We start from the raw sequence: 23,802 nt of genomic DNA, 5'->3' as shown, positions 1-23,802 counted from the left end.
TGATAAGCAGTGTGAGCGGCTTTGGAGAAAAAATAGGGGATCAGTGATACGATGAGGATGAGGTGGTAGGGATGGTTTCATTAAGTATATTAGATCAATCTCCAGTATCAGAGGGCAGCAATGCAGAAACGGCCTTACAGCAAACCGTTGCGCTTGCCCAAGCTGCTGAGGACCTTGGATATAAGAGATTTTGGGTTTCTGAGCATCACTTTTCAAAAAGGCTGGCAGGGTCCAGTCCTGAGGTGCTAATCAGTCATATAGCGGCGAAAACAAAGCGAATCCGTGTTGGATCAGGAGGAGTCATGCTGCCGCATTACAGTGCTTATAAAGTAGCTGAAAACTTTCGTGTTCTGGAGGGGCTGACACCAGGAAGAATTGACCTGGGGCTTGGCAGAGCACCGGGGGGAATGCCGATTGCATCATGGGCGCTTAATGACGGCGGTAAGCGCAATGCTGATCAGTATCCGCAGCAAATTAAGGAGCTGACCATGTATTTGCATGATTTGGCGGATGACAAACACCGTTTTCCGAATCTGACCGCTGCGCCGCATATTTCAACGGCTCCGGATGTGTGGCTGCTCGGCTCATCTGGAGAAAGCGCGCTGCTCGCAGCTGAATCTGGCGCTGGCTATATGTTTGCCCATTTTATCAATGGAGAGGGCGGAGAGGGTACTGTCAGACAGTATAAGAGACGATTCAAACCGTCTGTGTTAGGAGATACGCCTCGAGCGGCAGTTGCTGTTTTTGTTCTTTGTGCTGACACGGAGGAGAAGGCAGAGGAGCTTGAGGCTGTGCTTGATTTTACACTTTTGGCGGGAGAGCAGGGTATTCCTTTAGAGGGAGTTCCTTCGTATGAAGCTGTTCGGAAAAATACGTATTCTCCTTATGAACAGAGACGAATTGCTGATAATCGAAATCGAATGATTGTTGGTACGAAAGAACAGGTTAAGGAGCGGCTGTTAGCTTTGAGTAAAGCGTATGAAACAGAGGAAATCATGGTGGTGACCATCACGCATCATTTTGAAGATAAGCTCCGATCGTATCGATTATTGCAGGAGGCGTTTGCTGACTGATCTTTAAAAAGCCCTGCCGATTGGGCAGGGCTTTTTCTTATTCAACAGTGAAAGGTTCTTCGGTCAAAACCTGGCTTGACTTGCCTTTGTTCGCGGCATATGCGAGCAAGTAATACTCTCCGGCCGGAAGTTTGGTTCCGCCATTAATCGTGCCATCCCAGTCAAAGTACTGGTAACCTTTATCTTGGTTTTTATAAATGCCGGCTTGGCCGGCGAAATCAAGGTTGCTGTCATAGACGAGGAACGCCAGCTCTTCCGCTCCCGCAGGAAGGTAGGTTTCAATTTGATAGGTGCCTTGTACAGTCCCTTCGCTGACAGAGACAGATGTGACTCTCGGATAATCGGGCTCTTTCACAATCAGCAATGTAGGTACCTTAGCGACTGTTTTTCCGCCTTCTCTGACGATAACCGTTCCTTCATAGGTGCCAGCTTTTGTTTTCTTCGTATTGACCTTTACTTTTGCAGTGGCTTTCCCGGTTTGATGTGCCGGAATCACAACACGGCTTGTGCCGGATGTGGAAATGCCGCTGCCATTAAATGAGTATTCAAGTGTGTATGACTTTCTAATGGAAGATTGATTTTCAATCGTAAACGTTTCATTTTTTGTTTCGTTTCCGTTTTCCTTCAAGAACGTGCCGTATGAATAGCTTCCAGGTGAGACGAGCGAATCGGCTTTGATCGCGTTCATGATTCTTGCGCTGCCTGCGCCTTGAGCGTTATGCGGATATACTTCCCCATCGCTATCCTTTAAAGTGACAGCGGTATTCATGATGGCGGTTTTAATCTGTTCAACGCTCCACTTTGGTTTGGCTTGTTTAATAACGGCAACCGCTCCGGCAATATGAGGCGATGCCATGCTTGTTCCTTGTTTTGATCCGTAGCCGTATGGATGGTCAGGATCGTGTGTTGGGATCGTGCTCACGATATTGACCCCTGGCGCCGAAATATCAGGCTTAATCATCCACGTATCCATAACAGGGCCGCGTGATGAGAAATCAGCCACTTGTTCACCGAGGGCTTTTGAGACCGTCAACTTGAATGTTGTTTTTGTCTCACCAGCTTTCAGGGCGCTGACGAGTTTTTCGCCGTCTTCTAATGAAAGCTTAATCGTTGGGACAGACATGCCTGGCACATTGGCTTCAATTTCTCCAGAGAGATTGTTATACACAACCATGCCGATGGCACCGGCTTTTTTAGCGTTATCCGCTTTATCCACAAATGCAATGCTGCCTCGTTTGACAACGGCGACTTTGCCTGTCAGGTCTTTCCCTTCAAAATCCTTTTCTTCGCCGATTCCCGCTTCGACAAGCTCAACTTCTTTGTTATTGAGCGCTTTGACGTCGTCCTCTTTGTTATAGCCCATCACTTTTGCTGAAGAATAGGAGCCGAAAGTGACGGCGTATTCATTGAGCGGCAGCTGAGTCGCACCGACAGAAATCGCTTCTCTGGATGTGCCCGGCGATCCGACTGTCCAGCCGTTCGGTCCGCTGTTGCCGTTTGAGGTAACAGCGACAACGCCTTCTGACATGGCCCAGTCAAGCGCTGTGCTTGTCGCCCAGTCCGGGTTGTTTAAAGAGTTTCCGAGAGACAGGTTCATCACATCTGCCCCGTCCTGCACTGCACGTTCCACACCGGCGATGACGTTTTCCGATGTGCCGCTTCCGCCAGGCCCTAACACACGATAAGCAAGAAGTGTGGCATCAGGCGCTACGCCTTTAATTGTTCCGTTTGCAGCCACAGTTCCGGCTACGTGTGTGCCGTGGTCAGTCGCTCCGCCCCTCGGATCGCCTGTTGGTGTTTCTTTTGGATCGTAATCATTGTCCACAAAATCGTATCCTTTATATTGTCCAAAGTTTTTCTTCAGATCTGGGTGATTGTATTCAACCCCAGTGTCAATAATCGCCACCTTAATGCCTTTTCCTGTGTAGCCTAAATCCCATGCATCGTTTGCTCCGATATAAGGCGCACTGTCATCCATTTGCGGAGATACGGCGTCTTCGGAGATTGTGACGTCTTTATCCTTCATATTGTCTGTTTTATATGTGACGTTCGGGTACACCGCCTTAACGTCTTTTACCGCGAGAAGTTTTGGAATCTCATTAGCTGGAAGCTTCATAGAGAAGCCTGAGAATACCTGCTCATATTCCCGGTTTACTTTTCCGTTTTTCACCGCTTTGATTGCTTTGTTTTTTGCTTTTGTGCGAGCGGTTTTCAGCTTGCTTTTCGATTGGCTTTCTCCCGCTTCCTTCGCTTCTGCCAAGGATTTTTCTTTTAATTCCACTATAACGGTTGTTTTTTTGCTTGTCGTCATGTCGATATCACCGAATACCTCGGCTTTTTCCAGATCAGCCGACGTTTTTGAAGAAGCCGGAGCTGCCTGGACGCCCGTAATACCTGTGGATAACGCAAAAAATAAGACGAAACTTACAAGCAGAAAGCGAATGATCCCCTTTTTCAATGTGTTTCCCCCTTTGTATTTAGAAAAAATGTGAAAGATCTAGTATATATTTCTTGAAAATTCAAAAAAATCCTTGTGTCATTTGGACCATTTATTGGAGTTTGTTTGTGTATAACGAAGGAGTTATACACAGAACCCTGTGTATAAGTGAATAAACCTGTGTATATATATAGTTAGGAATATACGTTCGTATACAAAATATAGATAGAGTTTGTGGACATGTGGATATCTCTTGTGATTAAGTTGTTCTTATCTTTGGGATAACTTGTGTATAAAGTTTTCAAAGCGGTTCTCCAATTTTCATTTCAATTCTTTCAGCTTTCAACAAAACTTCTAAAAACTAGTTGGTTTTTTCACTCATATTGTGACAAAGAATTCTCTTTCCACGGTCTATCATAGAGTCATGAGTTTTGCTAGAGCCGCTAGTTTGCGAGAAAAGAAATCGGCCGTCTTTTCTTGCGGGCTGCGGCTGAGAAAACGGGCTGCTAAAAAGGCTGCCTGCCAAAAAGAAGCGGAGGGATGTTTTTCTATGAAACGTTTGCTTGTATCTTTACGGGTGTGGATGGTCTTTTTGATGAACTGGGTGACGCCGGACAGAAAAACTGCGGCTGCCGCGGTCTATTCGGCTCAGCGTACATACCAAAGAAAGGCGGCTGTGCAGGCCGCAGGACTCGTTTCGTTTTATGAGTGGCGGATGGCTGTGAATGAGGAAGAAAAGCAGAAAGCGAAAGCCGCCGCGCTTTATAAAAGAAGATGTTTGCAAGCCTTCAAGGAATCGCCAAAGCAGGAGAGAGCGGGCCCGCATCTTTACATGGCGGTCAAAAGGAGGTAAAATCCCAGTCAAAAGCAAATTGGCGGGAGAGATAACCTCTTGAAAATCTATAAAGTATTAAACAACAATGCGGCTTTAATAAAAGAGGATGATCAGGAAAAAATCGTGATGGGACCGGGAATCGCTTTTCAAAAAAAGAAAAATGATCTCATCCCTATGAGTAAAGTGGAAAAGATCTTTGTCGTGCGCGACGAGAATGAAAAGTTCAAACAAATCCTGCAAACACTGCCGGAGGAGCATATAGAAATAGCTGAGGATATCATCAGCTATGCGGAAGGAGAGCTCGCGGCGCCGCTGAGCGATCACATTCATATCGCGCTTTCTGACCATTTGTCCTTTGCGATCGAAAGGATTCAAAATGGGCTGCTTGTGCAGAATAAATTGCTGCATGAGATAAAGGCGCTCTATAAAAAAGAATATGAGATCGGCCTGTGGGCGATCGGACATGTAAAAGAGACATTGGGCGTGTCTCTGCCTGAAGATGAAGCGGGTTATATTGCCCTTCACATCCATACGGCCAAGATGGATGCGGAGAGCATGTATTCGGCGCTGAAGCATACGACCATGATCAAAGAAATGATAGAGAAAATAGAACAATACTTTAATCGAAAGGTGGATGAAAACAGCATTTCCTATCAACGCCTTGTCACGCATTTGCGATACGCGGTCAGCCGGTTGGAATCAAATGAAGCGCTCCATCGTATGGACGAGGAGATGCTTTATTTCATCCAAAAAAAGTATTCATTCGCCTATCAATGTGCGCTGGAGCTGGCGGAGTTTTTGAAAAATGAATATCAATTACATTTGCCGGAATCCGAGGCCGGCTATATCACGCTGCATGTCCAGCGTCTTCAAGATCTCTCGGAATAACCGCTTTGACTTGCAGGGAGTGATCTCTGGAAGTTTTTTTATTGATCAGGATTCAGTGTGTAGTACATCCAGCCCATCATAACTATTCCCGCGGTCAGATTGCCGAGCGTAACGGGGATTAAGTTTCTGACTGCTCCCATCAGTGTCACTGTATCAGGGTGCTCGATCAAAAGCGAGATGGCGAATGTGCACATATTGGCAATGCTGTGTTCAAAGCCGGAAATAAAGAAGCAGAAAACGAATAGCATCATGGTAAAAAGCTTTGCTCCTTCCCCTTTGAGAGACATTGGAATGAAAAAGGCGAGGCATACAAGCCAATTGCACAGCATTCCTCTGAAAAACAATTCGGAAGCCGGCGGCTCTATTTTGTGCTCTGCCAAATGAATCAAAAAGGAATGAACAGAAGGCTCCTCAAAAAGTCCCGTCGCGCTGATCAGGATGGCAAACAGAATGGCGCCGATTAAATTGCCGGCATAGCTTGACATCCACAAGTACAGGGTGTTGCGCCAGCTGAGTTTTTTCCGGAGCGCGGTATAGGTGAAATAAAAGGTGTTGCCGGTAAATAAATCTCCGCCTCCGTAAGCAATCATCAGAATAGCGGCCCCGAAAGTGACAGCGGCTGCCGGAAAGGCAAACGGAGAATCAGCCATAAAGAAATAGCTGCCTGTTTTGCTTGCGGCTGTAATGCCAAAACCAATAAACATACTGGCCAAAATGGACCGAAGCACATAACGGATTTTGCTTGAAGCGAATATGTTTTGTTTTTTCAAAGCATACTGTTCAACCTTTTGTAATGCTTGAGTTTCCATTGTCTTTTCCTGCTTTCTTTCATGATTGAGCATAGTATAGCACGATATTGTGAAGTATTTCACAATTAATTTTTACGAATTTTTGTCTACATGTTTTATCAAACTATTTAACTAAAAAAATAGTTGACGAAAACGCTGTCATGATTTATGATGAAAGCGTATTCTTAATCTGAATAAGCGGGATTGTGACTGGTAAAGCAGGCAAGACCTAAAATTTGCGTAAATGAAAAAGGATCGCTGTGTCCTTTATTCGTTGGCGAATTTTAGGTCTTTTTTGTTTAAATAAAAGGGGGAGAAATAGATGGATTACAAAGAGACTGCAAAACGCCTCATTGAGCTTCTCGGAGGGAAAGAAAATATTATCAGCGCGGCTCATTGTGCAACAAGACTGCGTTTAGTGATGAAAGATGAATCAAAGATAGATCAAGCACAAGTAGAAGAGCTTGATGGCGTCAAAGGGGCTTTCAGCAGCTCTGGCCAGTACCAGATCATTTTCGGAACAGGCCTTGTGAATAAAGTATTCGATGCCTTTTCTAAAGAAGCTGATATCGAGCGTGAAGAACACGTCAATCATCAGGATGCGGCAAAAGAAAAGCTGAATCCCGCTGCGAGATTTGCGAAAACGCTTTCTAATATTTTTGTCCCAATTATCCCGGCTATTGTGGCCAGCGGCCTGTTAATGGGATTGCTGGGTATGATCAATGCGTTTCATTGGATGAGCAAGGATTCTGCGCTTTTGCAGCTGCTTGATATGTTTTCAAGTGCAGCATTCATTTTCTTGCCGATTCTAATCGGGGTCAGCGCTTCAAAAGAGTTTGGCAGCAATCCATACTTGGGAGCGGTCATCGGGGGAATCATGATTCATCCGTCTCTTTTAAATCCATGGGGATTGGCGGAAGCCACACCTGATTATATGCATCTTTTCGGATTTGATATCGCGCTTCTAGGCTATCAGGGAACTGTCATCCCTATTCTGCTGGCGGTTTATGTAATGAGCAAGGTAGAGAAATGGACAAGAAAAGTGGTTCCGCATGCGGTAGACTTGCTTGTTACACCTTTTGTTACTGTAATTGTCACCGGGTTTGTTGCTTTTATCGCGATTGGCCCTCTGGGAAGAGCCCTTGGCTCCGGGATTACGGTTGCTTTAACTTATGTGTATGACCATGCCGGTTTTGTTGCAGGTTTGATTTTCGGGGGCACGTATTCACTCATCGTGCTGACAGGTGTTCATCACAGCTTCCATGCGATTGAGGCGGGGTTAATTGCAGATATAGGCAAAAACTACTTGCTGCCTATCTGGTCAATGGCGAATGTCGCACAGGGCGGGGCAGGCCTTGCCGTCTTCTTTATGGCGAAAAAGGCAAAGACAAAAGAAATCGCGCTTCCGGCAGCATTTTCCGCTTTTCTCGGCATTACTGAGCCCGTCATATTCGGAGTCAATCTTCGCTACCGAAAACCGTTTATCGCCGCGATGATCGGAGGCGCATTGGGTGGGGCATATGTCGTCTTTACACATGTAGCTGCAAACGCTTACGGGTTAACGGGAATTCCGATGATCGCCATTGCGGCTCCGTTTGGCGTCAGCAACTTGATTCACTATCTGATTGGCATGGCGATTGCAGCAGTGTCAGCGTTCATTGCAGCATTTGTCATGAAGATTAATGAGGATGAGGAGAGGAAAAAATGACAGCACATGACCAGGAGCTTCGTCGCCGGGCTTATGAAGAAGTGGAGAAAAAAGAGCCCATCGCTAACAGCGATCCGCACCGCCAGCATTTTCATATCATGCCGCCGGTTGGGCTGCTGAATGACCCGAATGGCGTGATTTATTGGAAGGGCAGCTATCATGTATTCTTTCAGTGGCAGCCGTTTCAGACGGGGCACGGCGCAAAATTTTGGGGGCATTATACGACACAGGATGTTGTGAATTGGAAGCGGGAAGAGATTGCGCTGGCTCCGAGTGATTGGTTTGATAAAAACGGCTGCTACTCGGGCAGCGCTGTCACGAAAGACGATCGGCTCTATCTGTTTTACACAGGAAATGTCAGGGATCAGGATGGAAATCGGGAAACGTATCAATGCCTTGCTGTTTCTGACGACGGGCTGTCCTTTGAGAAAAAGGGTGTCGTCGCCCGCCTTCCGGAAGGATATACGGCGCATTTTCGCGATCCGAAGGTATGGGAGCATGAAGGCACATGGTATATGGTGATTGGTGCGCAAACAGAGAATTTGAAAGGGCAGGCTGTATTGTTTGCTTCTGATAACCTGAGTGAGTGGAGATTTCTTGGCCCGATAACCGGCGCGGGCTTCAACGGGCTGGACGATTTTGGATACATGTGGGAATGCCCTGATTTGTTTTCCCTTCAAGGATCGGACGTGCTGATTGTTTCGCCTCAAGGGCTTGAGGCTGACGGTTTCCGTTATCAGAACGTATATCAATCAGGTTATTTTGTCGGCCGTCTTGATTATAACAAGCCTGAACTGAAGCATGGTGAATTTATGGAGCTTGATCAAGGTTTTGATTTTTACGCGCCGCAAACACTTGAAGATGATCAGGGCAGACGAATTTTGTTTGCATGGATGGCTGTGCCTGACCAGGATGAAGGATCTCATCCGACGATTGACTATCACTGGATTCACTGCATGACGCTGCCGAGACAGCTGACAATATCAGGCGAGAAGCTGATTCAGCAGCCGCTGCCTGAGCTAAAAGCCATGCGCAGAAATGAGAAAAAAATACACATCAACATGCATGGATCATCTGGTACGCTTCCAGTGGAAAAACCTGAAAGAACTGAGATTCTGCTGGAAGACATTCATACAGAGTCAGGCTTTTCAATCAGTATCCGCGGAACGGCTACGTTTTCCTTCCATAAAGACAAGGGGAATGTTACGCTGGAACGAAAGGGCTTTGACGGAAAAAGAACAGAAGCGAGACATTGCCGCATCAAGGATTTGCATACCGTGCACATGTTTATCGACGCATCCTCTGTTGAAATCTTTATCAATAACGGAGAAGAGGTCTTTAGTGCGAGATATTTTCCTTTCCCGGGAAATCATGAAGTAACAGCCAGTTCGACCGGGAAATCTGAAATGAATGTCAGAATTTGGACACTTATGTAGAAAATCCTTCTATTTTCTTATGTGAAATCTGAGCCATCTGTGCTATTCTTCAACGATAACCTACTATTTTTTTCTGTAAAAGGAGTTGTTTTCTTGAATATAAATGAACAGAAGATAACACCGGAATGTTTGGAAAAGGCTGCTAACCAAGTTGAAGATAAGCGGGAAGAATATAAGGATGTGCTGCTTCAGCTGAAAAAAATGCTTGGCGGAACAACGCCGCACAGTGAAACGGCGGAAATTCTCACGCGGGCATATGAACAAATGAAGGAATATGCACTTTTTGTTCAGTCGATAGAAACATTTTTGAGGAAATCTGCAAACAATTTAAAAATCAAATAAACAGGCTGCCGATGGGATCGGCAGTTTTTTCTGTGAAAAGTCTTCGGTGATTTAAAAAGGGCTGCCTCTTTGTTAGGCAGCCCCTTTTGTTTATGATTGTTGATTCAGGCGCAGTGCAGAATGCTTCGTAGGACCAACATACTGGTTTAGCGGGAAGGATTCTTTAATAGCCGCTGTGATGAATTCTTTCGCTGCGTAAATGGCTTCTTTGACTTCCGCACCTTTGGCGAGCTCCGCTGTCACGGCTGCTGAGAATGTACAGCCTGCGCCATGTGTATAAGGCGTATCGATCATTTCGCTTTCAAGGACTTCTGCTGTTTCTCCGTCATAGAGAACATCAACGGCTTTCTCATGTTTGAGTTTGCCTCCGCCTGTAATGACGACATATTGAGCGCCGAGTGCGTGAATTTTTTTCGCGGCTTCGATCATATCGTCAACTGTTTTTAGTTCATCCATGCCGCTGAGCTGGCTGGCTTCAAACAAGTTGGGCGTAATGACAGTGGCTAGCGGAGCCAATTGCTCACGCAGGGCTTGGGCGTGCTCCGGATAAAGGACTTCATTAGCACCTTTGCAAACCATAACCGGGTCAATTACCACATTTTTTAATTGTTTTTCTTTGATCGTTTTTGCCGCAAGCTCGATAATGTCAACGGTTGGCAGCATTCCTGTTTTCATGGCGTCCACGCCGATGCCGTCCGTAATTGTTGCAAGCTGGGCGCGGATTGTATCAGTATCGATCGGGAATACCTGATGGTCCCAGCTGTTGTTTGGGTCCATCGCAACGATCACCGTTAAGGCGGTCATCCCGTATACGTTTTTTTCTTGAAATGTTTTTAAATCAGCTTGAATCCCAGCACCGCCGCTGGAATCTGAGCCGGCAATGGTGAGTGCTTTATGCATAGACATGTCTTGAACCTCCATCGTGTTTTGTCTTTCATTATAGTTAGATTTTCTCTGTATCACAATATAGAAGGCTTAGCAAATCATCTGGTATTCTCAAGGTCTCCTTTCCTGTTTCAGTAGGATATTCCCACTGATCTCCCGTCCAATATATGTTTTAATAGTACATGACTATGAAAATGAGAAGGAGAGCATCATGAAGATTTCTATCGTAATTGTGACCTATAATCGGATTCCGGCTCTGTGTGAGCTTTTGGAGTCGATTTCCCGCCAGACCTTGAAGCCGTATGAAATTATTATTGTGAATGATGCCGGGGAATCGGTCGTGCCGGTCAAAGCACTTTATCCGGAGCTGCCGATTGCTGTCATCAATTTAGAAAAGAACTCGGGGCATGTGGCTGCGAGAAATGCCGGTGTAAAAGAGGCGTCTGGGGATTGCATTATGCTGTGTGATGACGATGATTTCTTTACGCCAGGGCATATCGAGAAAATGGCAAAGGAAATAGAAACGGCAGACTTCGTTCATTCTGATGCGGAAATAGTTTCGTTTGAAGAGAAAAACGGAACAAGGTATCCAGTGTCACGGAAATTGTTTGCTTATACCGCTGACTATGAGGATATGAGAGTGTTTTCTACATACGTACCGTCGGGCAGCATGTACAGACGTTTTCTGCATGATGAAATCGGGTATTTCGATGCTGATGTGCACAATTACTGGGATTGGGATTTTTATCTGCGCGCAGCCAAGGATTACCGGGTGAAGCGTGTCCCTTGCGCCAGTGTGATTTATGCCTTCAGTGACGCGGGAGACAATCAGTCTGCGGACCTTGGCGCCAAGCGGAAGCAATATTTGGATCGTTTAAGTGAAAAGCACGGACTCGGGGAGCTGCCGACGAAAAACTTTGCCGTCCTGCTTGAAGAGCCTGAGATGAAGAGGCGGGAAGCAAAAAGTGAAATGGTTTGGGATGGCGAGCCTGTCTATTCCAGACTTCATCGTTCGTAAGGGGGCCTGAATCTTGAAACAGCTTTTACAAGACAGCTGGTGGAATCAGCTAAAGGAAGAGTTTGAGAAACCGTATTATCAAGAGCTCAGAGAGATGCTGAAGAGGGAATACGCGGAGCAAACGATTTATCCGGACAGCCGGGATATTTTCAACGCGCTGCATTATACATCATATGATGATGTCAAGGTCGTCATTCTGGGTCAAGATCCGTATCACGGGCCGGGACAGGCTCAAGGTTTAAGCTTCTCTGTCAAGCCCGGTGTAAAGCAGCCGCCTTCGTTAAAAAATATTTTTCTTGAACTGCAGCAGGACATCGGGTGCAGCATCCCGAATCACGGGTCGCTTGTGAGCTGGGCAAAGCAAGGCGTTCTTTTGCTGAATACTGTGCTGACAGTAAGGCGCGGACAGGCGAATTCCCATAAGGGAAAAGGCTGGGAGCGACTGACGGACCGAATTATTGACGTGCTGAATGAAAGGGAGCAGCCGGTTATCTTTATTTTGTGGGGACGGCATGCTCAAATGAAAAAAGAACGGATCGACACGTCCAAGCATTTTATCATTGAATCGACGCATCCCAGCCCGTTTTCGGCGAGAAACGGATTTTTCGGGAGCAGACCGTTTTCCCGGGCGAATGCCTATTTGGAGAAAATGGGAGAGGCGCCGATTGATTGGTGTATTAAGGATTTGTAAAAAGCGCAGATACTCTGCGCTTTTTTATTTGAGTATTTTTCGAATCATTCGCAGCCCATTTTTGGAGGAAGGATAACGAAATGCGAAGTCGAAGCGGTTCGTTTGTTTGACGACGCTTTTTTTGTGCGTAAATGTGTTAAAACTGTCAAACCCGTGATAGCTGCCGATGCCGCTTTCCCCGATGCCGCCGAATGGCAAATACGGCGTCGCCACATGCATTAACGTATCATTGACACAGCCCCCGCCAAACGACAGATTTCCTAAAACAGCGCGCTCAATTTCTTTGTTTGTGGTGAAGAGGTACAGGGCGAGCGGCTTAGGGCGCGATTGGACTTTTTCAATGACTTCCCCGATATCGTGGTATGTAAAGAGCGGAAGAATCGGCCCGAAAATCTCCTCCTGCATCACTTGAGAGTCATCTCTCACTTGTTCGAGAATGGTCGGCGCAATTTTGTGATGATCGGGATCAGATTGTCCGCCTGTGAGCAGGATGCCGTCATTCAGAAAGCTGAGCAGCCGCTGATAGTGGCGCTCACTGACGATTTTGCCGTACTGTGAATTCTGTTCCGGCTGAGGGCCGTAAAATTCTCTGATCGCACGCTTCATTTCTTCTGTGAGCTTCGTTTTGATGTCCTCGTGGACAAATAAATAATCCGGTGCGATGCAGGTTTGTCCCGCATTTGTAAATTTCCCGAAGACGATGCGTTTGGCGGCAAGCTGAATGTCAGCATCTTTATGGACGATGCAGGGGCTTTTGCCGCCGAGCTCCAAGGTTACGGGAATTAATTGTTTGGCGGCGGCCTCCATGACGATTTTTCCTACAGCTACACTGCCTGTAAAGAAAATGTAGTCAAAGGGCTGCTGTAATAATGCTGTGCTGACATCGGGCCCGCCTTCTGCCATAGCGACATAATCAGTAGGAAAAACGCTGCTGATGAGTTTGGAAAGAATAGCAGAAACAGCCGGCGTATATTCTGATGGCTTGAGAACGACCGTGTTCCCCGCCGCAATGGCTCCAATCAACGGAGAAAGCGCCAGCTGCAAGGGATAGTTCCAAGGTGCAATCACCAAAACGGTTCCATACGGCTCAGGAATGATGATGCTTTTGGAGCCTAGATGAGTCAGCGGCGTTTTGACTCGTTTCGGCTTGGACCATTTTTTCAGCCGTTTCATGACAAAGCTGATTTCCTCCAAGACGATTCCGATTTCTGTTGAGTATGCTTCTTGCTCGGATTTGTGGAGATCCTGGTAGAGAGCGGCTATGAGATCGGCTTCATGAGTTCTGACGGCTTGTTTCAGCTTTCGCAAAATGTTCAGTCTCGATTCAAGCGGTCTCGTATGTCCCGCCGCAAAATAGGCTTTATGCTTGCTGATGATAGAGGGGATGCTGTTCATTCCGTTTCTCCTTTTTGTAATGTATGGTGATTTATTATGTGAAAAATCTCTTCTGCTTGTCAATCGCGCAAGGTTTGTCAGAAAAAATAACAAACTCATATCTGCGTTTACAGCAGGAATTTGATAAAATGCAGGAAGACAACATTTATTTTTTTGGAGGGTGCTTCATGAACATTCATATATCTGCATTAATTCAAAAGATGGAAGAGGAGCTGAAAAAAGCAAAAACAGCTGAACGGGATGAGGAGCTGAAGCGTTATGTAGCGGTTGTCCGTTCTCTGTGTGATGTCGTGCTTGATCAGCCGGAGAACGCGAGCGCGCCCCGCATACAGCCGAGCGTTACGCCAAGTCCCGCCGCGCCGCCATCGACAGACCAGCTGATGATGGAAAAAATGATGGGGAGCGCGGGATTAAACAAATATCGAAAGCAAGAAAAAGAGAAGCAGGAAGAGGATGGAAACGGAGAGTCTTTATTTGATTTTTAAAGAGAGAGGTTGAGCTTACGTGAAATTGGTTCTTGGCGCGCTGCAATGGACAGCGTTTATTATTGCTGCGGCGATTGTTGTTCCGGTGGCGGTTGCCCAGTCGTTTCATCTGGATCACTCAGATTCTGCAAGATTGATTCAAAGCACTTTTTTTGTACTGGGAATTGCCGCCGTCATTCAGTGTTTGAAAGGCCACAGACTGCCGATCAATGAAAGCCCAGCCGGCTTGTGGTGGGGAGTGTATACGATCTACGCAGGGCTGACGGGAACTGTGTTTGCGACATATGGAGACACACTGCGGGGGTTGCAGGGAGCTCTTCTTGTAAGCGCTGTATGTTTCTTTTTGTTAAGTGTTTTCAAGGTCATTGACAGACTTGCAAAATTGTTTACTCCGGTTGTAACGGGCGTCTATTTATTGCTTCTTGTCATGCAGCTGAGTCAGCCCATTATAAAAGGAATTCTCGGAATCGGTTATCGACAGGACGGGGTGGACGGTCTTGTATTTGGCCTGGCGCTTGTTGTGATCGCTGCCGCTTTTATAATGACAAATTCGAACATCATGTTTTTTAAGCAATATTCTATTTTATTAGCCTTGTTCGGCGGGTGGGTGCTGTTTGCGGCTGCCGGAGCGGCAAAGCCGATTGAAATGCCGGACCGGCTGTTTCAGCTGCCTTCCCTGTTTCCTTTTGGGACACCGTTATTTAACAGCGGCCTGATCATCACTTCTATTTTTATTACCATCTTGCTGATTGTGAATATGCTGGCGAGCATGAAGGTTGTGGACATCGCCGTGAAAAAATTCAGCAAACAGCCTGATGGAAAGCATCATGAACGCCATGCCGGTTTTGCCGCTTCATTCAGCCATCTGCTTAGCGGTTTGACGGGAGCTATTGCGCCTGTTCCGATTTCGGGAGCCGCGGGTTTTATTGAAACGACCAAAATGCCTTCTAAAAAACCGTTTATGCTCGGCAGTATTTTGGTTATCGTGATCAGCGTAATCCCGTTTTTTATGAATACGTTTGCGAGCCTGCCGTCACCCGTTGGATTTGCGGTGAATTTTGTTGTGTTCTCCGCAATGGGCGGTCTGGCCTTTGCCGAATTTGATTCGTATGAGAAAGAAGAATCAAAAAGGGTGCGGTCTATCATCGGCATCTCACTGCTGACAGGGGTCGGTATCATGTTTGTTCCTGAAACTGCGTTAAAGGGATTGCATCCGGTATTTATTTCTCTATTAAGCAACGGGCTCGTATTAGGGACGCTTGCTGCAATAGCAGCTGACCAGTTCCAGCTTTGGCGCAGGAGAAAATCCGACAATCTCGTGTCAACGGAGAACAAACATTGAATTTTGGTGCAGGTGCGATAAGATAAATGATATGAGTTTAACGAAAAGGCGGGAGAGATAGATGAAAGTTTTTATCATATTAGGGGCTATTAACGCCCTGCTTGCCGTGGGACTCGGAGCATTCGGCGCTCACGGATTAGAAGGGAAAATACCTGATAAATATCTTCAGGTTTGGCACACAGGCGTGCAGTATCATATGTATCACGCCCTTGGGTTATTCGTTGTCGCGTTTCTGGCTGATAAATTATCCGGCATAGGCAGTGTCACGACAGCCGGATGGCTGATGTTTGCGGGAATTGTACTGTTTTCCGGAAGCTTATATATTCTAAGTGTGACGCAAATCTCCATTCTTGGAGCGATCACCCCGCTCGGCGGTGTGGCGTTTATTATTTCTTGGATTATGATCGTTGTCGCAGCCGTCAAATATCTATAATCAAAAAAGCCAATCCTCATCATATGAGTGATTGGCTTTTTTCTTATCTTGGCGAATAGGACGCCATGGAATATGGATACGTATAAGCAATTTCTTCATCAAATGTAATGTAATCGAGGTAGATTGTCAGGAGCAGGTAGCGTGTTCCTGATTTCGGGTCGCTGATAATAATGTGATCCCGGCCCGCAGCTTCGATGACGCCGCGAAAAATCTTCGAGCCCCATTCCTTGCTGTTTTCAAATGTCATATAAATGGTGGCCGTTTTTCCCCGATTCAGGCGCAAAATATTCTCGATGTAAGATTCCTCAACAGGCAGCATGCCGGGAACGCTTTGGCCCGGTCCTGACGGTGTAGGCCCCGATGGAATTTGAAAACCGCCGCCCTGCTGCTGGCCCGGGAATCCAAATCCCTGCTGTCCTTGTTGTCCTTGCTGTCCCTGCTGCATTGGCATCATTGGCTGCATCCCCATTGGCTGCATTTGTGAGCCTTGGCCTTGCTGCGGGTACGGGTTGGCGCCAAACTGAGGCTGATACCCCTGCATATTATCAAATGCCTGCATTTGCTGATATTGATTTTTTTTCGGTTTCATATCGTTCCTCCTTTTTATGAAAACCATTCAAAACATGTTCTGGATGTATAGGTGAACGCTCCGCGATGACTCACCTCCGATGGAAAACGATCTTAGTCGCTGGTGCGATTTTTATCTCTTTCACCTTATGAGGCTGATGCTTGGATTATGCTGAAAAAGAACAGCGGACCGATCAGATTTCGCTCTAGGCAGCCGCTGTTTTTCAGAGACATACACAAACTTTTCGCATATTGGTTTGTATCCCTAGCGCAACTTGAGCATAAGCAACATAAGATAACGATAGTTTCAGGTGTGAAGTTCCAAGAAGGAGGTGTAGGATTTGCCTAAAGTATCAGTCATTATGACGAGCTATAACAAAAGCGATTATGTGGCAAAGTCCATTTCTAGCATACTCTCACAAACGTTTTCAGATTTTGAATTGTTTATTATGGATGACAACTCCAATGAAGAGACGCTGAATGTAATCCGTCCTTTTTTGAATGATAACCGAGTGCGTTTTTATCAAAGCGATATATCTGGAGTGAAGGAAAGAACAGAAAAAACGAGATACGCGGCACTGATCAATCAGGCGATTGAGATGGCGGAGGGTGAATATATCACCTATGCGACGGATGACAACATCTATATGCCGGACCGCCTCCTGAAAATGGTGCGGGAGCTCGATACCCATCCTGAAAAGGCTGTGATTTACTCAGCCTCCAAAACCTATCATTTAAACGAGAATCGCGACATTGTAAAAGAAACTGTCAGGCCTGCCGCTCAAGTGACATGGAACGCACCGTGCGCAATTGATCATTGCTCGGTGATGCACAGGTATTCGGTGCTTGAGAAGGTAAAGGAGAAGTTTGGCTCCTATTGGGATGAAAGCCCGGCGTTTTACCGTATAGGAGATGCCCGGTTCTTTTGGAGAGTCAATCATTTTTATCCGTTTTACCCGCTGGATGAGGAGCTGGACCTGAATTATATTACCGACCAATCAATTCACTTTCAGCTGTTTGAATCAGAAAAAAATGAATTTGTCAGAAACCTTCCTCCTCAGCGAAATTGCCGAGAGCTGCGTGAATCATTAAAAAAGCTTGGAATGGGGTGAGAGCTTGTCGGCCTATTTAAGCAATTATTGGGTGCTGTACCGGAAGTACGTGGAGCTTTTTGACAAACTTCGCTACAAAGGGATTCCGCTTGGGCTTATCAGTAATTTTTATCAATACATCAGCCCTGAGCTGAGGGTGATGATGGAAGAAGAACCGGAATTATTCGGATCGGTGGATCAGCATATCGATGAGGGACAGATTCAGCCGTTTTTTGAAGAAAGAATCCAAAACATCGTTAAAACAAATGACAAACCTGTTAAAGGGAAAGTCATTTTGCACTTTGATTACCTGCGTTTTTCAAACGGAAATTACTATCAATTTGATCCTGAAAAAACGGCTGTTTTGGCCAGATGGAGTTTGCCGCATTATTGTGATCTGCCTGTAATTAGCAAGCGGGAGATAGCGGATTCATGCCAAAAAGGCGATTCGAAGCAGTATCTCGAAACAGCCTGTTCGCTTCTCGCCCCTTATGATGATCACCCGGCATTTGGTGATCAAGCGTTTCGCGACCGGCTTTTCAAAGATATTCCTTTATTTATAGAGGCCATTGATACAGTTGATGCGCTGTTTGAACAGGAAAAGATTTCAGCTGTTATTGTCGGAACGGCAGAAGACATTTATAGCAGGGTGCTCGCTCTCATGTGTCAAAGAAAAGGGGCCGTCAGCATTTGTCTTCAGCATGGCGCATTGATGGGAGATGAAGCCTTCATTCCTGTTTTTACAACCTATCAAGCTGTTTTTGGTGCGTATGAAGCAGAGTGGTTCATACGAAAAGGCTGTAAACCCGAGCAGATTCTCGTAACGGGACATCCCCGCTTCGATCAGATTTTTAACAGAACGCCTATGGATATGTCCATATTCTATCGAAAACTTGCTTTTCAGCCGACTAAAAAAATTGTGCTCATTGCCACTCAGCCCTTTTCAGAAGACTTTTATTCCGGTGTGCTGCAGGGGCTTTCTGATCAGAAGCAGCTGCAGATTATTATCAAACCCCACCCGTGGGAAATCGGAAAAAACAAGCTTGATCTGTATCACGAGGCGGCGAAAAAACATAAAGCATGCAGAGTCATCAAAAAGGAGCTGGAGCTTTATGATTTGCTGCCGTATGCTGATGCCGCAGTGACGCAGACCTCGACAGTCGGTCTTGAAGCCATGCTGTTTCAAAAGCCTGTGCTGATCGGAAAATCGTCCGGAAATCGCTCGTATCCGTATTATGAGTCTCTTGGCGATTTTATGTTTGACCAGCCGGATGAACTAGCGCACACCTTGGTTGAAGTTCTTCGAAGTCCCGACGTGCATCAAAAAGCAGAAGAGGCGCGCCTGGCATTCATAGCGGCTAATTATCCGGTGGCAGAATCAACAAATGCTTTATTTGCAGAACTGAAAGCCAAAACAGGGGTTGATTACAGGCGGGAAGATACTGAATAAAATGATAGGAGCGCAAAGAAATGGTGCAAAAGAGAAATCATTTTCTCCCTTACTCATTGCCGTTAATCGGTAAGGAAGAAATTCAGGAGGTTACAGAAACGCTTGAATCGGGATGGCTCTCTAAAGGCCCGAAGGTTCAGCAGTTTGAAAAAGAGTTTGCCGCGTTTGTCGGGGCGAAGCACGCCGTGGCGGTAAATTCATGTACCGCAGCTTTATTTTTGGCTTTGAAAGCAAAAGGGATCGGGCCCGGGGACGAGGTCATTACCTCTCCGCTTACGTTCAGCTCGACTGCCAATACGATTATTCATACGGGAGCGACGCCTGTGTTTGCGGATATTGACCAAAACACGCTCAATATTGACCCGGTAAAGCTTGAGGCGGCCGTCACACCGCGAACGAAAGCAGTTGTGCCCGTCCACTTTGGCGGGCAGTCCTGCGATATGGATGCAATATTGGCTATTGCCCAAAATCATGGTTTATTCGTGCTGGAGGATGCGGCACATGCGGTATATACGACTTATAAGCAAAGAATGATCGGTTCTATCGGGGATGCAACGGCATTCAGCTTTTACGCCACCAAAAACCTTGCGACAGGGGAAGGCGGCATGCTGACGACTGATGATGAGGAGCTTGCCGATAAGATCCGGGTGCTAAGCCTTCACGGCATGAGTAAAGCTGCATGGAACCGTTATTCTTCAAATGGCAGCTGGTACTATGAAGTCGAATCGCCCGGCTATAAGATGAATATGTTTGATTTGCAGGCGGCCCTCGGACTTCATCAGCTGAAACGGCTGGATGATATGCAGAAACGGAGAGAAGAGATTGCCGGCCGCTATCAAACCGCTTTTCAGCAGATTCCTGGGCTGATCACGCCGTTTGTCCATGATGACGGCAGGCACGCCTGGCATCTATATGTTCTGCAAGTTGATGAAAAAAAGGCCGGGGTTACGCGCAGCGAAATGATTACGGCTTTAAAGGATGAATACAATATCGGCACTAGCGTTCATTTTATTCCAGTACACATTCATCCGTATTATCAAAAGCAATTTGGATATAAGGAAGCGGACTTTCCGAATGCCATGAATTACTATAAACGAACCCTTTCTCTCCCGCTCTATCCATCAATGTCTGACGACGATGTAGATGATGTCATTGAAGCTGTGCGGGATATCGTAAAAGGGGCTGATTAAATGTATACGGTAAAAGAAAATGTCTCCAAAGAGGCAATTGAGGAATTTCTCCAAAGCAGAAAGCTTACACTGGATGTTCCGTATCAATTTTCCCTCGGCCTTTTTGAAAACAGCAGGCTCCAAGGCGTATTGCTTTACGAAGATTCTTTGTGGGAAAGCAAGGTGCTTCAGAAGAAAGTCATGAACGTCAAACTTCTTGCGGCAAATAGTACCGGGCAGCTAAAGAGGCTGTTTGAAGCTTTTTATACTGTACGCCAAATGGATGAAACGGATTTTATCTTTGTCCGCGTTCCGGCTGAAGATATCGGAGCCGCGCATGTGATACAGCAGCAGCCATCCTCTTACTTTGTCGGGAGTTTGCTGAAGCTGGCGATGCCTCCGTCTTTTTATGACAAAACACCGCCATTTTTTGAACTGGGGCCGCCTGAGCCCGGAGACACAGAAGCGATATGTGAGCTGGCCCGAGACTCGTTTACAAAAAGCAGATATTTTCAGGATCCTCATCTCAGCCGCGATGCGGCAAACAAAATATTTCAGGAGTGGACACGAAACAATTTGAATGGAAGGGCGGCGGTCAATATTGTCGCTAAACACAATGGCGAGGTCATCGGCTATCTTCAGGGCTTATCAAGAGATGATGAGTGCATTCTCGATTTGATGGCTGTAAAGCCGGGATTTGAAGGAAAACGTATTGCGTTTCATTTATTGGCGAATCTCATAGAACAACCGGAGACCCAGAAGCATAGAACGGTAACAGCGGGGACGCAGCTTCACAATGTAAGGGCGATCCGCCTTTATGAACGAATGGGCTTCACCGCTGAACAATCGTATTACTATTATCATATTTGGCCGGGCAAGGAGGCGAAATAATGGCAGCGTTTCAGATCGCGAATAAAACTGTAGGCAAAGACGCTCCTGTTTTTATTATTGCTGAGGCGGGGATTAATCATGACGGGAAGCTTGATCAGGCTTTTGCGCTGATAGACGCCGCGGCGGAAGCGGGAGCGGATGCCGTGAAATTTCAAATGTTCCAAGCTGATAGGATGTACCAGAAAGATCCTGGTTTGTATAAGACGGCAGCGGGCAAGGACGTCTCTATTTTTTCTTTGGTTCAATCTATGGAAATGCCTGCTGAGTGGATTTCACCGCTATTGGATTACTGCCGCGAAAAGCAGGTGATCTTTTTAAGTACGGTATGTGACGAGGGGTCAGCTGATTTGCTTCAGTCTACCTCGCCGAGCGCTTTTAAAATCGCATCCTATGAAATTAACCATCTCCCGCTGCTCAAATATGTCGCCCGGCTGAACAGGCCGATGATTTTCTCGACAGCCGGAGCTGAAATCTCTGATGTTCACGAAGCTTGGCGCACCATCAGGGCAGAGGGAAACAATCAAATTGCCATAATGCATTGTGTGGCGAAATACCCAGCACCGCCGGAGTACAGCAACCTCAGCGTCATTCCGATGCTTGCCGCCGCTTTTCCTGAGGCGGTAATCGGCTTCTCCGATCATAGCGAGCATCCGACAGAAGCGCCGTGTGCCGCGGTTCGGCTCGGAGCAAAACTGATAGAAAAGCATTTTACGATCGATAAAAATCTGCCGGGTGCCGACCACTCGTTTGCATTAAATCCGGATGAATTGAAAGAAATGGTCGATGGCATCAGGAAAACGGAAGCTGAGCTGAAACAGGGGATCACAAAGCCGGTCTCTGAAAAACTGCTTGGCAGTTCATACAAAACAACAACCTCCATCGAAGGAGAAATCAGAAACTTTGCATACAGAGGCATTTTTACAACAGCTCCGATTCAAAAAGGTGAAGCCTTTAGTGAAGACAATATCGCAGTGCTTCGGCCCGGACAAAAGCCGCAGGGGCTGCACCCGAGATTTTTTGAATTGCTGACCAGCGGTGTTCGGGCTGTAAGAGACATTCCGGCCGACACAGGCATTGTCTGGGATGACATTTTACTGAAGGACAGCCCGTTTCATGAATGATATTCTCTTTATCATTCAGGCAAGAATGGGTTCAACAAGGCTTCCGGGAAAAGTGCTTCGGCCGCTCGGATCGAATCGTTTACTTGACATTCTCGTTCACCGTGTCCGGCAAAGCGCGTTTTACCAAAAGGATCGGGATAATCTTGTCATCGCCACGTCTGACAAAGAAACTGACGACATATTAGAAGCGCACTGTATCAAACAAGGCTTTCGTGTTTTCCGCGGGAGCGAAGAACGTGTCCTCGATAGGTTTGTGAAGGTCATAGAAGCTGTTAAACCGTCAGTCATCATCCGATTAACGGGTGATAATCCGTTTGTCGATCCTGAGCTGCTCGATGTAATGATTCAGGCGCATTTTGATCAAGGCTCGGATTATACGTATATCCTGAATGCCCCATTAGGGATTTGCGGCGAAGTGGTCAACGCCAACCTGTTAATTGACATCAGCCGTATTCAGAATATGGAGGATCAATATCAGGAGCATGTCACGTTATATATAAGGAATCATCCAGCTCTTTATCGTGTTCAGTTTTTAGAGGCGCCGGAACGATTCCGCTCCCCTCAATATCGGCTGACCATTGATACAAAGGAAGACTATGAATCGATAAAGGCCCTCTATCAAAAAGCAGGCGAGCGCCCCGATGTATCCGCCTCAGAGCTTATCACCCTTCTGAACCGGGACCCCGATACGGCAATCGAACGAGAGGCTGAATAGCCATGCATGTTGGGATCTTCGCAGACGGCGGCTATGAAAAGGGAATGGGCCATGTTGTCCGGATGAAGAGACTTGCGGAAGAACTCAAACAGAGCTGCTTGATTACGTTTTACACGAATCAGGAGTCTGAAGCGTTTCTTCATGAAGAGCATTGGCGTGTCATCGTAAAGCCGGAGCTGCAGCAGCACGAATTTATTCTCCGGGAAATAAAAAGCAAGAAGCTTGATTTGCTTTTGTTTGATATTCTAGGCGCGCCTGCAGAGCTGTTAAAGAAAATAAAGACGGAGACAGATGCGAAAATTGTTCTTTTTGAAGAGAAAAACGGTAAATCGATTCAATATAGTGACGCAGTCATTAACGGAATTTACGGTGACATCAGAGGCAGGGTGTACATTCAGGGAAACACACGCATCTATGAAGGCCCGGACTATCTTATTCTTCACCCCGCCTTTCAGGCCGCAAGAGAGGATTACACACTTAAGAAAGACTGCCGCAATATCCTTGTTGCATTAGGAGGAAGTGATCCGAAGCAGCTTATTTTTAAAGTGCTGGCTGCCGCTGATCAAGTCCCCGACATAAAAGACAAAAACATAATGTTTGTAATGGGGAGCGCTTCACCGCATCAAGAGGCAGTCCGAAAGCGGATCGAAAAGAAGCCGCAGTACAAGATGATCGAACAGACAAATGATATGGCAGGTTTGATGAAACAAGCGGACGCAGCCATTGTCGCCGGCGGCATCTCTCTATATGAAGCCATTTGCATCGGCGTGCCGTGCCTTGTTCTTTCTCAGGTTGAGCATCAAACGGCTACAGCCAAAACATTTGCTGACCAAGGCGCCGCTCTTGATCTTGGCTTAGGTGAGCTTGTACCGGATGAAACACTCATCTATCAGATGTCGCGCATTATGAGCAGCTATCCTCTTCGCCTTTCTTTGCACAAGGGAGGAAGGCCGCTCGTGGATGGCAAAGGCATTATGCGGGTAACAGCTATTCTTCAAGATTTATATGAACAAAAGATATAAAAATGCATGTAAGGAAGTGT

At 46.4% G+C, this 23,802-nt stretch carries 23 protein-coding genes; 18 read left to right on the top strand and 5 right to left on the bottom strand.

Annotation, left to right across the window (positions count from 1 at the left end):
- Window positions 1-71 precede the first annotated feature (71 nt).
- Window positions 72-1,073 (top strand): LLM class flavin-dependent oxidoreductase, encoded by a 1,002-nt coding sequence (locus NSQ83_RS20060; protein ID WP_198878414.1) that lies wholly within the window; start codon window positions 72-74, stop codon window positions 1,071-1,073.
- Between the two features lie 37 nt (window positions 1,074-1,110).
- Here NSQ83_RS20060 and vpr read toward each other — a convergent pair whose 3' ends face one another.
- Window positions 1,111-3,531: a serine protease Vpr gene (vpr, locus tag NSQ83_RS20055; protein WP_197196301.1), complete on the bottom strand. Its 2,421-nt coding sequence runs from the start codon at window positions 3,529-3,531 to the stop codon at window positions 1,111-1,113.
- A 529-nt stretch (window positions 3,532-4,060) separates the two neighbouring features.
- Here vpr and NSQ83_RS20050 point away from each other — a divergent pair.
- On the top strand, window positions 4,061-4,363 hold the full coding sequence (locus tag NSQ83_RS20050; RefSeq protein ID WP_003222155.1) for a hypothetical protein: 303 nt from the start codon (window positions 4,061-4,063) through the stop codon (window positions 4,361-4,363).
- Between the two features lie 39 nt (window positions 4,364-4,402).
- On the top strand, window positions 4,403-5,233 hold the full coding sequence (gene sacT / locus NSQ83_RS20045; protein WP_119899917.1) for a sac operon transcriptional antiterminator SacT: 831 nt from the start codon (window positions 4,403-4,405) through the stop codon (window positions 5,231-5,233).
- A 38-nt stretch (window positions 5,234-5,271) separates the two neighbouring features.
- Here the strand turns inward: sacT and NSQ83_RS20040 are convergent, their stop codons facing one another.
- Window positions 5,272-6,042 (bottom strand): formate/nitrite transporter family protein, encoded by a 771-nt coding sequence (locus NSQ83_RS20040; protein WP_033883421.1) that lies wholly within the window; start codon window positions 6,040-6,042, stop codon window positions 5,272-5,274.
- A 301-nt stretch (window positions 6,043-6,343) separates the two neighbouring features.
- Between NSQ83_RS20040 and scrA the strand changes: the two genes are divergently transcribed.
- From scrA to NSQ83_RS20025, 3 genes are all read left to right on the top strand, one after another.
- Window positions 6,344-7,729 carry a PTS system sucrose transporter subunit IIBC gene (scrA, locus tag NSQ83_RS20035; protein WP_160221890.1) on the top strand — a complete coding sequence of 462 codons (1,386 nt, stop codon included), beginning with the start codon at window positions 6,344-6,346 and terminating at the stop codon, window positions 7,727-7,729.
- Complete coding sequence (gene sacA / locus NSQ83_RS20030) at window positions 7,726-9,165, top strand: sucrose-6-phosphate hydrolase (RefSeq protein ID WP_160221889.1); 1,440 nt, start codon at window positions 7,726-7,728, stop codon at window positions 9,163-9,165. The genes scrA and sacA overlap by 4 nt, the downstream gene beginning before the upstream one ends.
- A 93-nt stretch (window positions 9,166-9,258) precedes the next feature.
- Entirely contained in the window at window positions 9,259-9,507 is a 249-nt protein-coding gene (locus NSQ83_RS20025; RefSeq protein ID WP_088327213.1) for a hypothetical protein, read from the top strand.
- A gap of 90 nt (window positions 9,508-9,597) precedes the next feature.
- Here NSQ83_RS20025 and NSQ83_RS20020 read toward each other — a convergent pair whose 3' ends face one another.
- Window positions 9,598-10,413: a bifunctional hydroxymethylpyrimidine kinase/phosphomethylpyrimidine kinase gene (locus NSQ83_RS20020; protein ID WP_014665830.1), complete on the bottom strand. Its 816-nt coding sequence runs from the start codon at window positions 10,411-10,413 to the stop codon at window positions 9,598-9,600.
- A 190-nt stretch (window positions 10,414-10,603) separates the two neighbouring features.
- On the opposite strand from NSQ83_RS20020, the gene NSQ83_RS20015 reads away from it, so the two are divergent.
- Window positions 10,604-11,410: a glycosyltransferase family 2 protein gene (locus NSQ83_RS20015; RefSeq protein WP_015250953.1), complete on the top strand. Its 807-nt coding sequence runs from the start codon at window positions 10,604-10,606 to the stop codon at window positions 11,408-11,410.
- Window positions 11,411-11,423: 13 nt separating this feature from the next.
- A complete protein-coding gene (locus NSQ83_RS20010) occupies window positions 11,424-12,101 on the top strand; it encodes a uracil-DNA glycosylase (RefSeq protein ID WP_015384978.1) in 678 nt (225 codons plus the stop codon).
- 24 nt (window positions 12,102-12,125) lie between these two features.
- Here the strand turns inward: NSQ83_RS20010 and NSQ83_RS20005 are convergent, their stop codons facing one another.
- Window positions 12,126-13,496: an aldehyde dehydrogenase gene (locus tag NSQ83_RS20005; protein WP_198878415.1), complete on the bottom strand. Its 1,371-nt coding sequence runs from the start codon at window positions 13,494-13,496 to the stop codon at window positions 12,126-12,128.
- A gap of 167 nt (window positions 13,497-13,663) precedes the next feature.
- Here NSQ83_RS20005 and NSQ83_RS20000 point away from each other — a divergent pair, with 167 nt between their 5' ends.
- The 3 genes from NSQ83_RS20000 to NSQ83_RS19990 all read left to right on the top strand — a co-directional run bounded on the left by NSQ83_RS20000 (window position 13,664) and on the right by NSQ83_RS19990 (window position 15,756).
- Window positions 13,664-13,981 carry a YwdI family protein gene (locus NSQ83_RS20000; RefSeq protein WP_003243806.1) on the top strand — a complete coding sequence of 106 codons (318 nt, stop codon included), beginning with the start codon at window positions 13,664-13,666 and terminating at the stop codon, window positions 13,979-13,981.
- A 19-nt stretch (window positions 13,982-14,000) separates the two neighbouring features.
- The gene (locus tag NSQ83_RS19995; protein ID WP_015384975.1) at window positions 14,001-15,323 is read left to right on the top strand and encodes a purine/pyrimidine permease; all 1,323 of its coding nucleotides are present in this window, start codon (window positions 14,001-14,003) and stop codon (window positions 15,321-15,323) included.
- Between the two features lie 61 nt (window positions 15,324-15,384).
- Complete coding sequence (locus NSQ83_RS19990; RefSeq protein ID WP_003227446.1) at window positions 15,385-15,756, top strand: DUF423 domain-containing protein; 372 nt, start codon at window positions 15,385-15,387, stop codon at window positions 15,754-15,756.
- Between the two features lie 43 nt (window positions 15,757-15,799).
- On the opposite strand, the gene gerQ is transcribed toward NSQ83_RS19990, so the two are convergent.
- Complete coding sequence (gene gerQ / locus NSQ83_RS19985; protein WP_014481253.1) at window positions 15,800-16,345, bottom strand: spore coat protein GerQ; 546 nt, start codon at window positions 16,343-16,345, stop codon at window positions 15,800-15,802.
- 319 nt (window positions 16,346-16,664) lie between these two features.
- Here gerQ and spsA point away from each other — a divergent pair, with 319 nt between their 5' ends.
- From spsA to NSQ83_RS19950, 7 genes are read left to right on the top strand one after another with little or no spacing between them, the layout of a single operon-like run.
- On the top strand, window positions 16,665-17,435 hold the full coding sequence (gene spsA / locus NSQ83_RS19980) for a spore coat dTDP-glycosyltransferase SpsA (RefSeq protein ID WP_015250957.1): 771 nt from the start codon (window positions 16,665-16,667) through the stop codon (window positions 17,433-17,435).
- Between the two features lie 4 nt (window positions 17,436-17,439).
- Window positions 17,440-18,864, top strand: coding sequence for a CDP-glycerol glycerophosphotransferase family protein (locus NSQ83_RS19975; RefSeq protein ID WP_014481250.1), 1,425 nt, complete (start codon window positions 17,440-17,442; stop codon window positions 18,862-18,864).
- A gap of 20 nt (window positions 18,865-18,884) precedes the next feature.
- A complete protein-coding gene (locus tag NSQ83_RS19970; protein ID WP_029318671.1) occupies window positions 18,885-20,054 on the top strand; it encodes a DegT/DnrJ/EryC1/StrS family aminotransferase in 1,170 nt (389 codons plus the stop codon).
- Entirely contained in the window at window positions 20,055-20,924 is an 870-nt protein-coding gene (locus tag NSQ83_RS19965) for a GNAT family N-acetyltransferase (protein WP_003227457.1), read from the top strand.
- Window positions 20,924-22,045 (top strand): N-acetylneuraminate synthase family protein, encoded by a 1,122-nt coding sequence (locus tag NSQ83_RS19960; RefSeq protein ID WP_076457443.1) that lies wholly within the window; start codon window positions 20,924-20,926, stop codon window positions 22,043-22,045. The genes NSQ83_RS19965 and NSQ83_RS19960 overlap by 1 nt, the downstream gene beginning before the upstream one ends.
- Window positions 22,038-22,760 (top strand): spore coat protein, encoded by a 723-nt coding sequence (locus NSQ83_RS19955; RefSeq protein WP_085185486.1) that lies wholly within the window; start codon window positions 22,038-22,040, stop codon window positions 22,758-22,760. Before NSQ83_RS19960 ends, NSQ83_RS19955 begins: the two co-directional genes overlap by 8 nt.
- A 2-nt stretch (window positions 22,761-22,762) precedes the next feature.
- Window positions 22,763-23,782, top strand: coding sequence for a PseG/SpsG family protein (locus NSQ83_RS19950; RefSeq protein ID WP_128441935.1), 1,020 nt, complete (start codon window positions 22,763-22,765; stop codon window positions 23,780-23,782).
- Window positions 23,783-23,802 lie beyond the last annotated feature (20 nt).

It is taken from the genome of Bacillus sp. PS217 (assembly GCF_037963535.1).
In the GTDB taxonomy this organism is placed as follows: Bacteria; Bacillota; Bacilli; order Bacillales; family Bacillaceae; genus Bacillus; species Bacillus subtilis.
Note: the sequence above shows the minus strand (reverse complement) of the source record. Positions and strands in the feature narration are given on the sequence as shown.

What these genes read in the sequence shown, in the direction of transcription:
- gerQ (WP_014481253.1), bottom strand. Translation starts at nt 16,345, where the DNA reads ATGAAACCGAAAAAAAATCAATATCAGCAAATGCAGGCATTTGATAAT.
- NSQ83_RS20020 (WP_014665830.1), bottom strand. Translation starts at nt 10,413, where the DNA reads ATGTCTATGCATAAAGCACTCACCATTGCCGGCTCAGATTCCAGCGGC.
- NSQ83_RS19965 (WP_003227457.1), top strand. Translation starts at nt 20,055, where the DNA reads ATGTATACGGTAAAAGAAAATGTCTCCAAAGAGGCAATTGAGGAATTT.
- NSQ83_RS19970 (WP_029318671.1), top strand. Translation starts at nt 18,885, where the DNA reads ATGGTGCAAAAGAGAAATCATTTTCTCCCTTACTCATTGCCGTTAATC.
- NSQ83_RS20050 (WP_003222155.1), top strand. Translation starts at nt 4,061, where the DNA reads ATGAAACGTTTGCTTGTATCTTTACGGGTGTGGATGGTCTTTTTGATG.
- NSQ83_RS19990 (WP_003227446.1), top strand. Translation starts at nt 15,385, where the DNA reads ATGAAAGTTTTTATCATATTAGGGGCTATTAACGCCCTGCTTGCCGTG.
- NSQ83_RS20015 (WP_015250953.1), top strand. Translation starts at nt 10,604, where the DNA reads ATGAAGATTTCTATCGTAATTGTGACCTATAATCGGATTCCGGCTCTG.
- NSQ83_RS19960 (WP_076457443.1), top strand. Translation starts at nt 20,924, where the DNA reads ATGGCAGCGTTTCAGATCGCGAATAAAACTGTAGGCAAAGACGCTCCT.
- NSQ83_RS19950 (WP_128441935.1), top strand. Translation starts at nt 22,763, where the DNA reads ATGCATGTTGGGATCTTCGCAGACGGCGGCTATGAAAAGGGAATGGGC.
- NSQ83_RS20005 (WP_198878415.1), bottom strand. Translation starts at nt 13,496, where the DNA reads ATGAACAGCATCCCCTCTATCATCAGCAAGCATAAAGCCTATTTTGCG.
- NSQ83_RS20040 (WP_033883421.1), bottom strand. Translation starts at nt 6,042, where the DNA reads ATGGAAACTCAAGCATTACAAAAGGTTGAACAGTATGCTTTGAAAAAA.
- NSQ83_RS19955 (WP_085185486.1), top strand. Translation starts at nt 22,038, where the DNA reads ATGAATGATATTCTCTTTATCATTCAGGCAAGAATGGGTTCAACAAGG.
- sacA (WP_160221889.1), top strand. Translation starts at nt 7,726, where the DNA reads ATGACAGCACATGACCAGGAGCTTCGTCGCCGGGCTTATGAAGAAGTG.
- NSQ83_RS20000 (WP_003243806.1), top strand. Translation starts at nt 13,664, where the DNA reads ATGAACATTCATATATCTGCATTAATTCAAAAGATGGAAGAGGAGCTG.
- NSQ83_RS20060 (WP_198878414.1), top strand. Translation starts at nt 72, where the DNA reads ATGGTTTCATTAAGTATATTAGATCAATCTCCAGTATCAGAGGGCAGC.
- scrA (WP_160221890.1), top strand. Translation starts at nt 6,344, where the DNA reads ATGGATTACAAAGAGACTGCAAAACGCCTCATTGAGCTTCTCGGAGGG.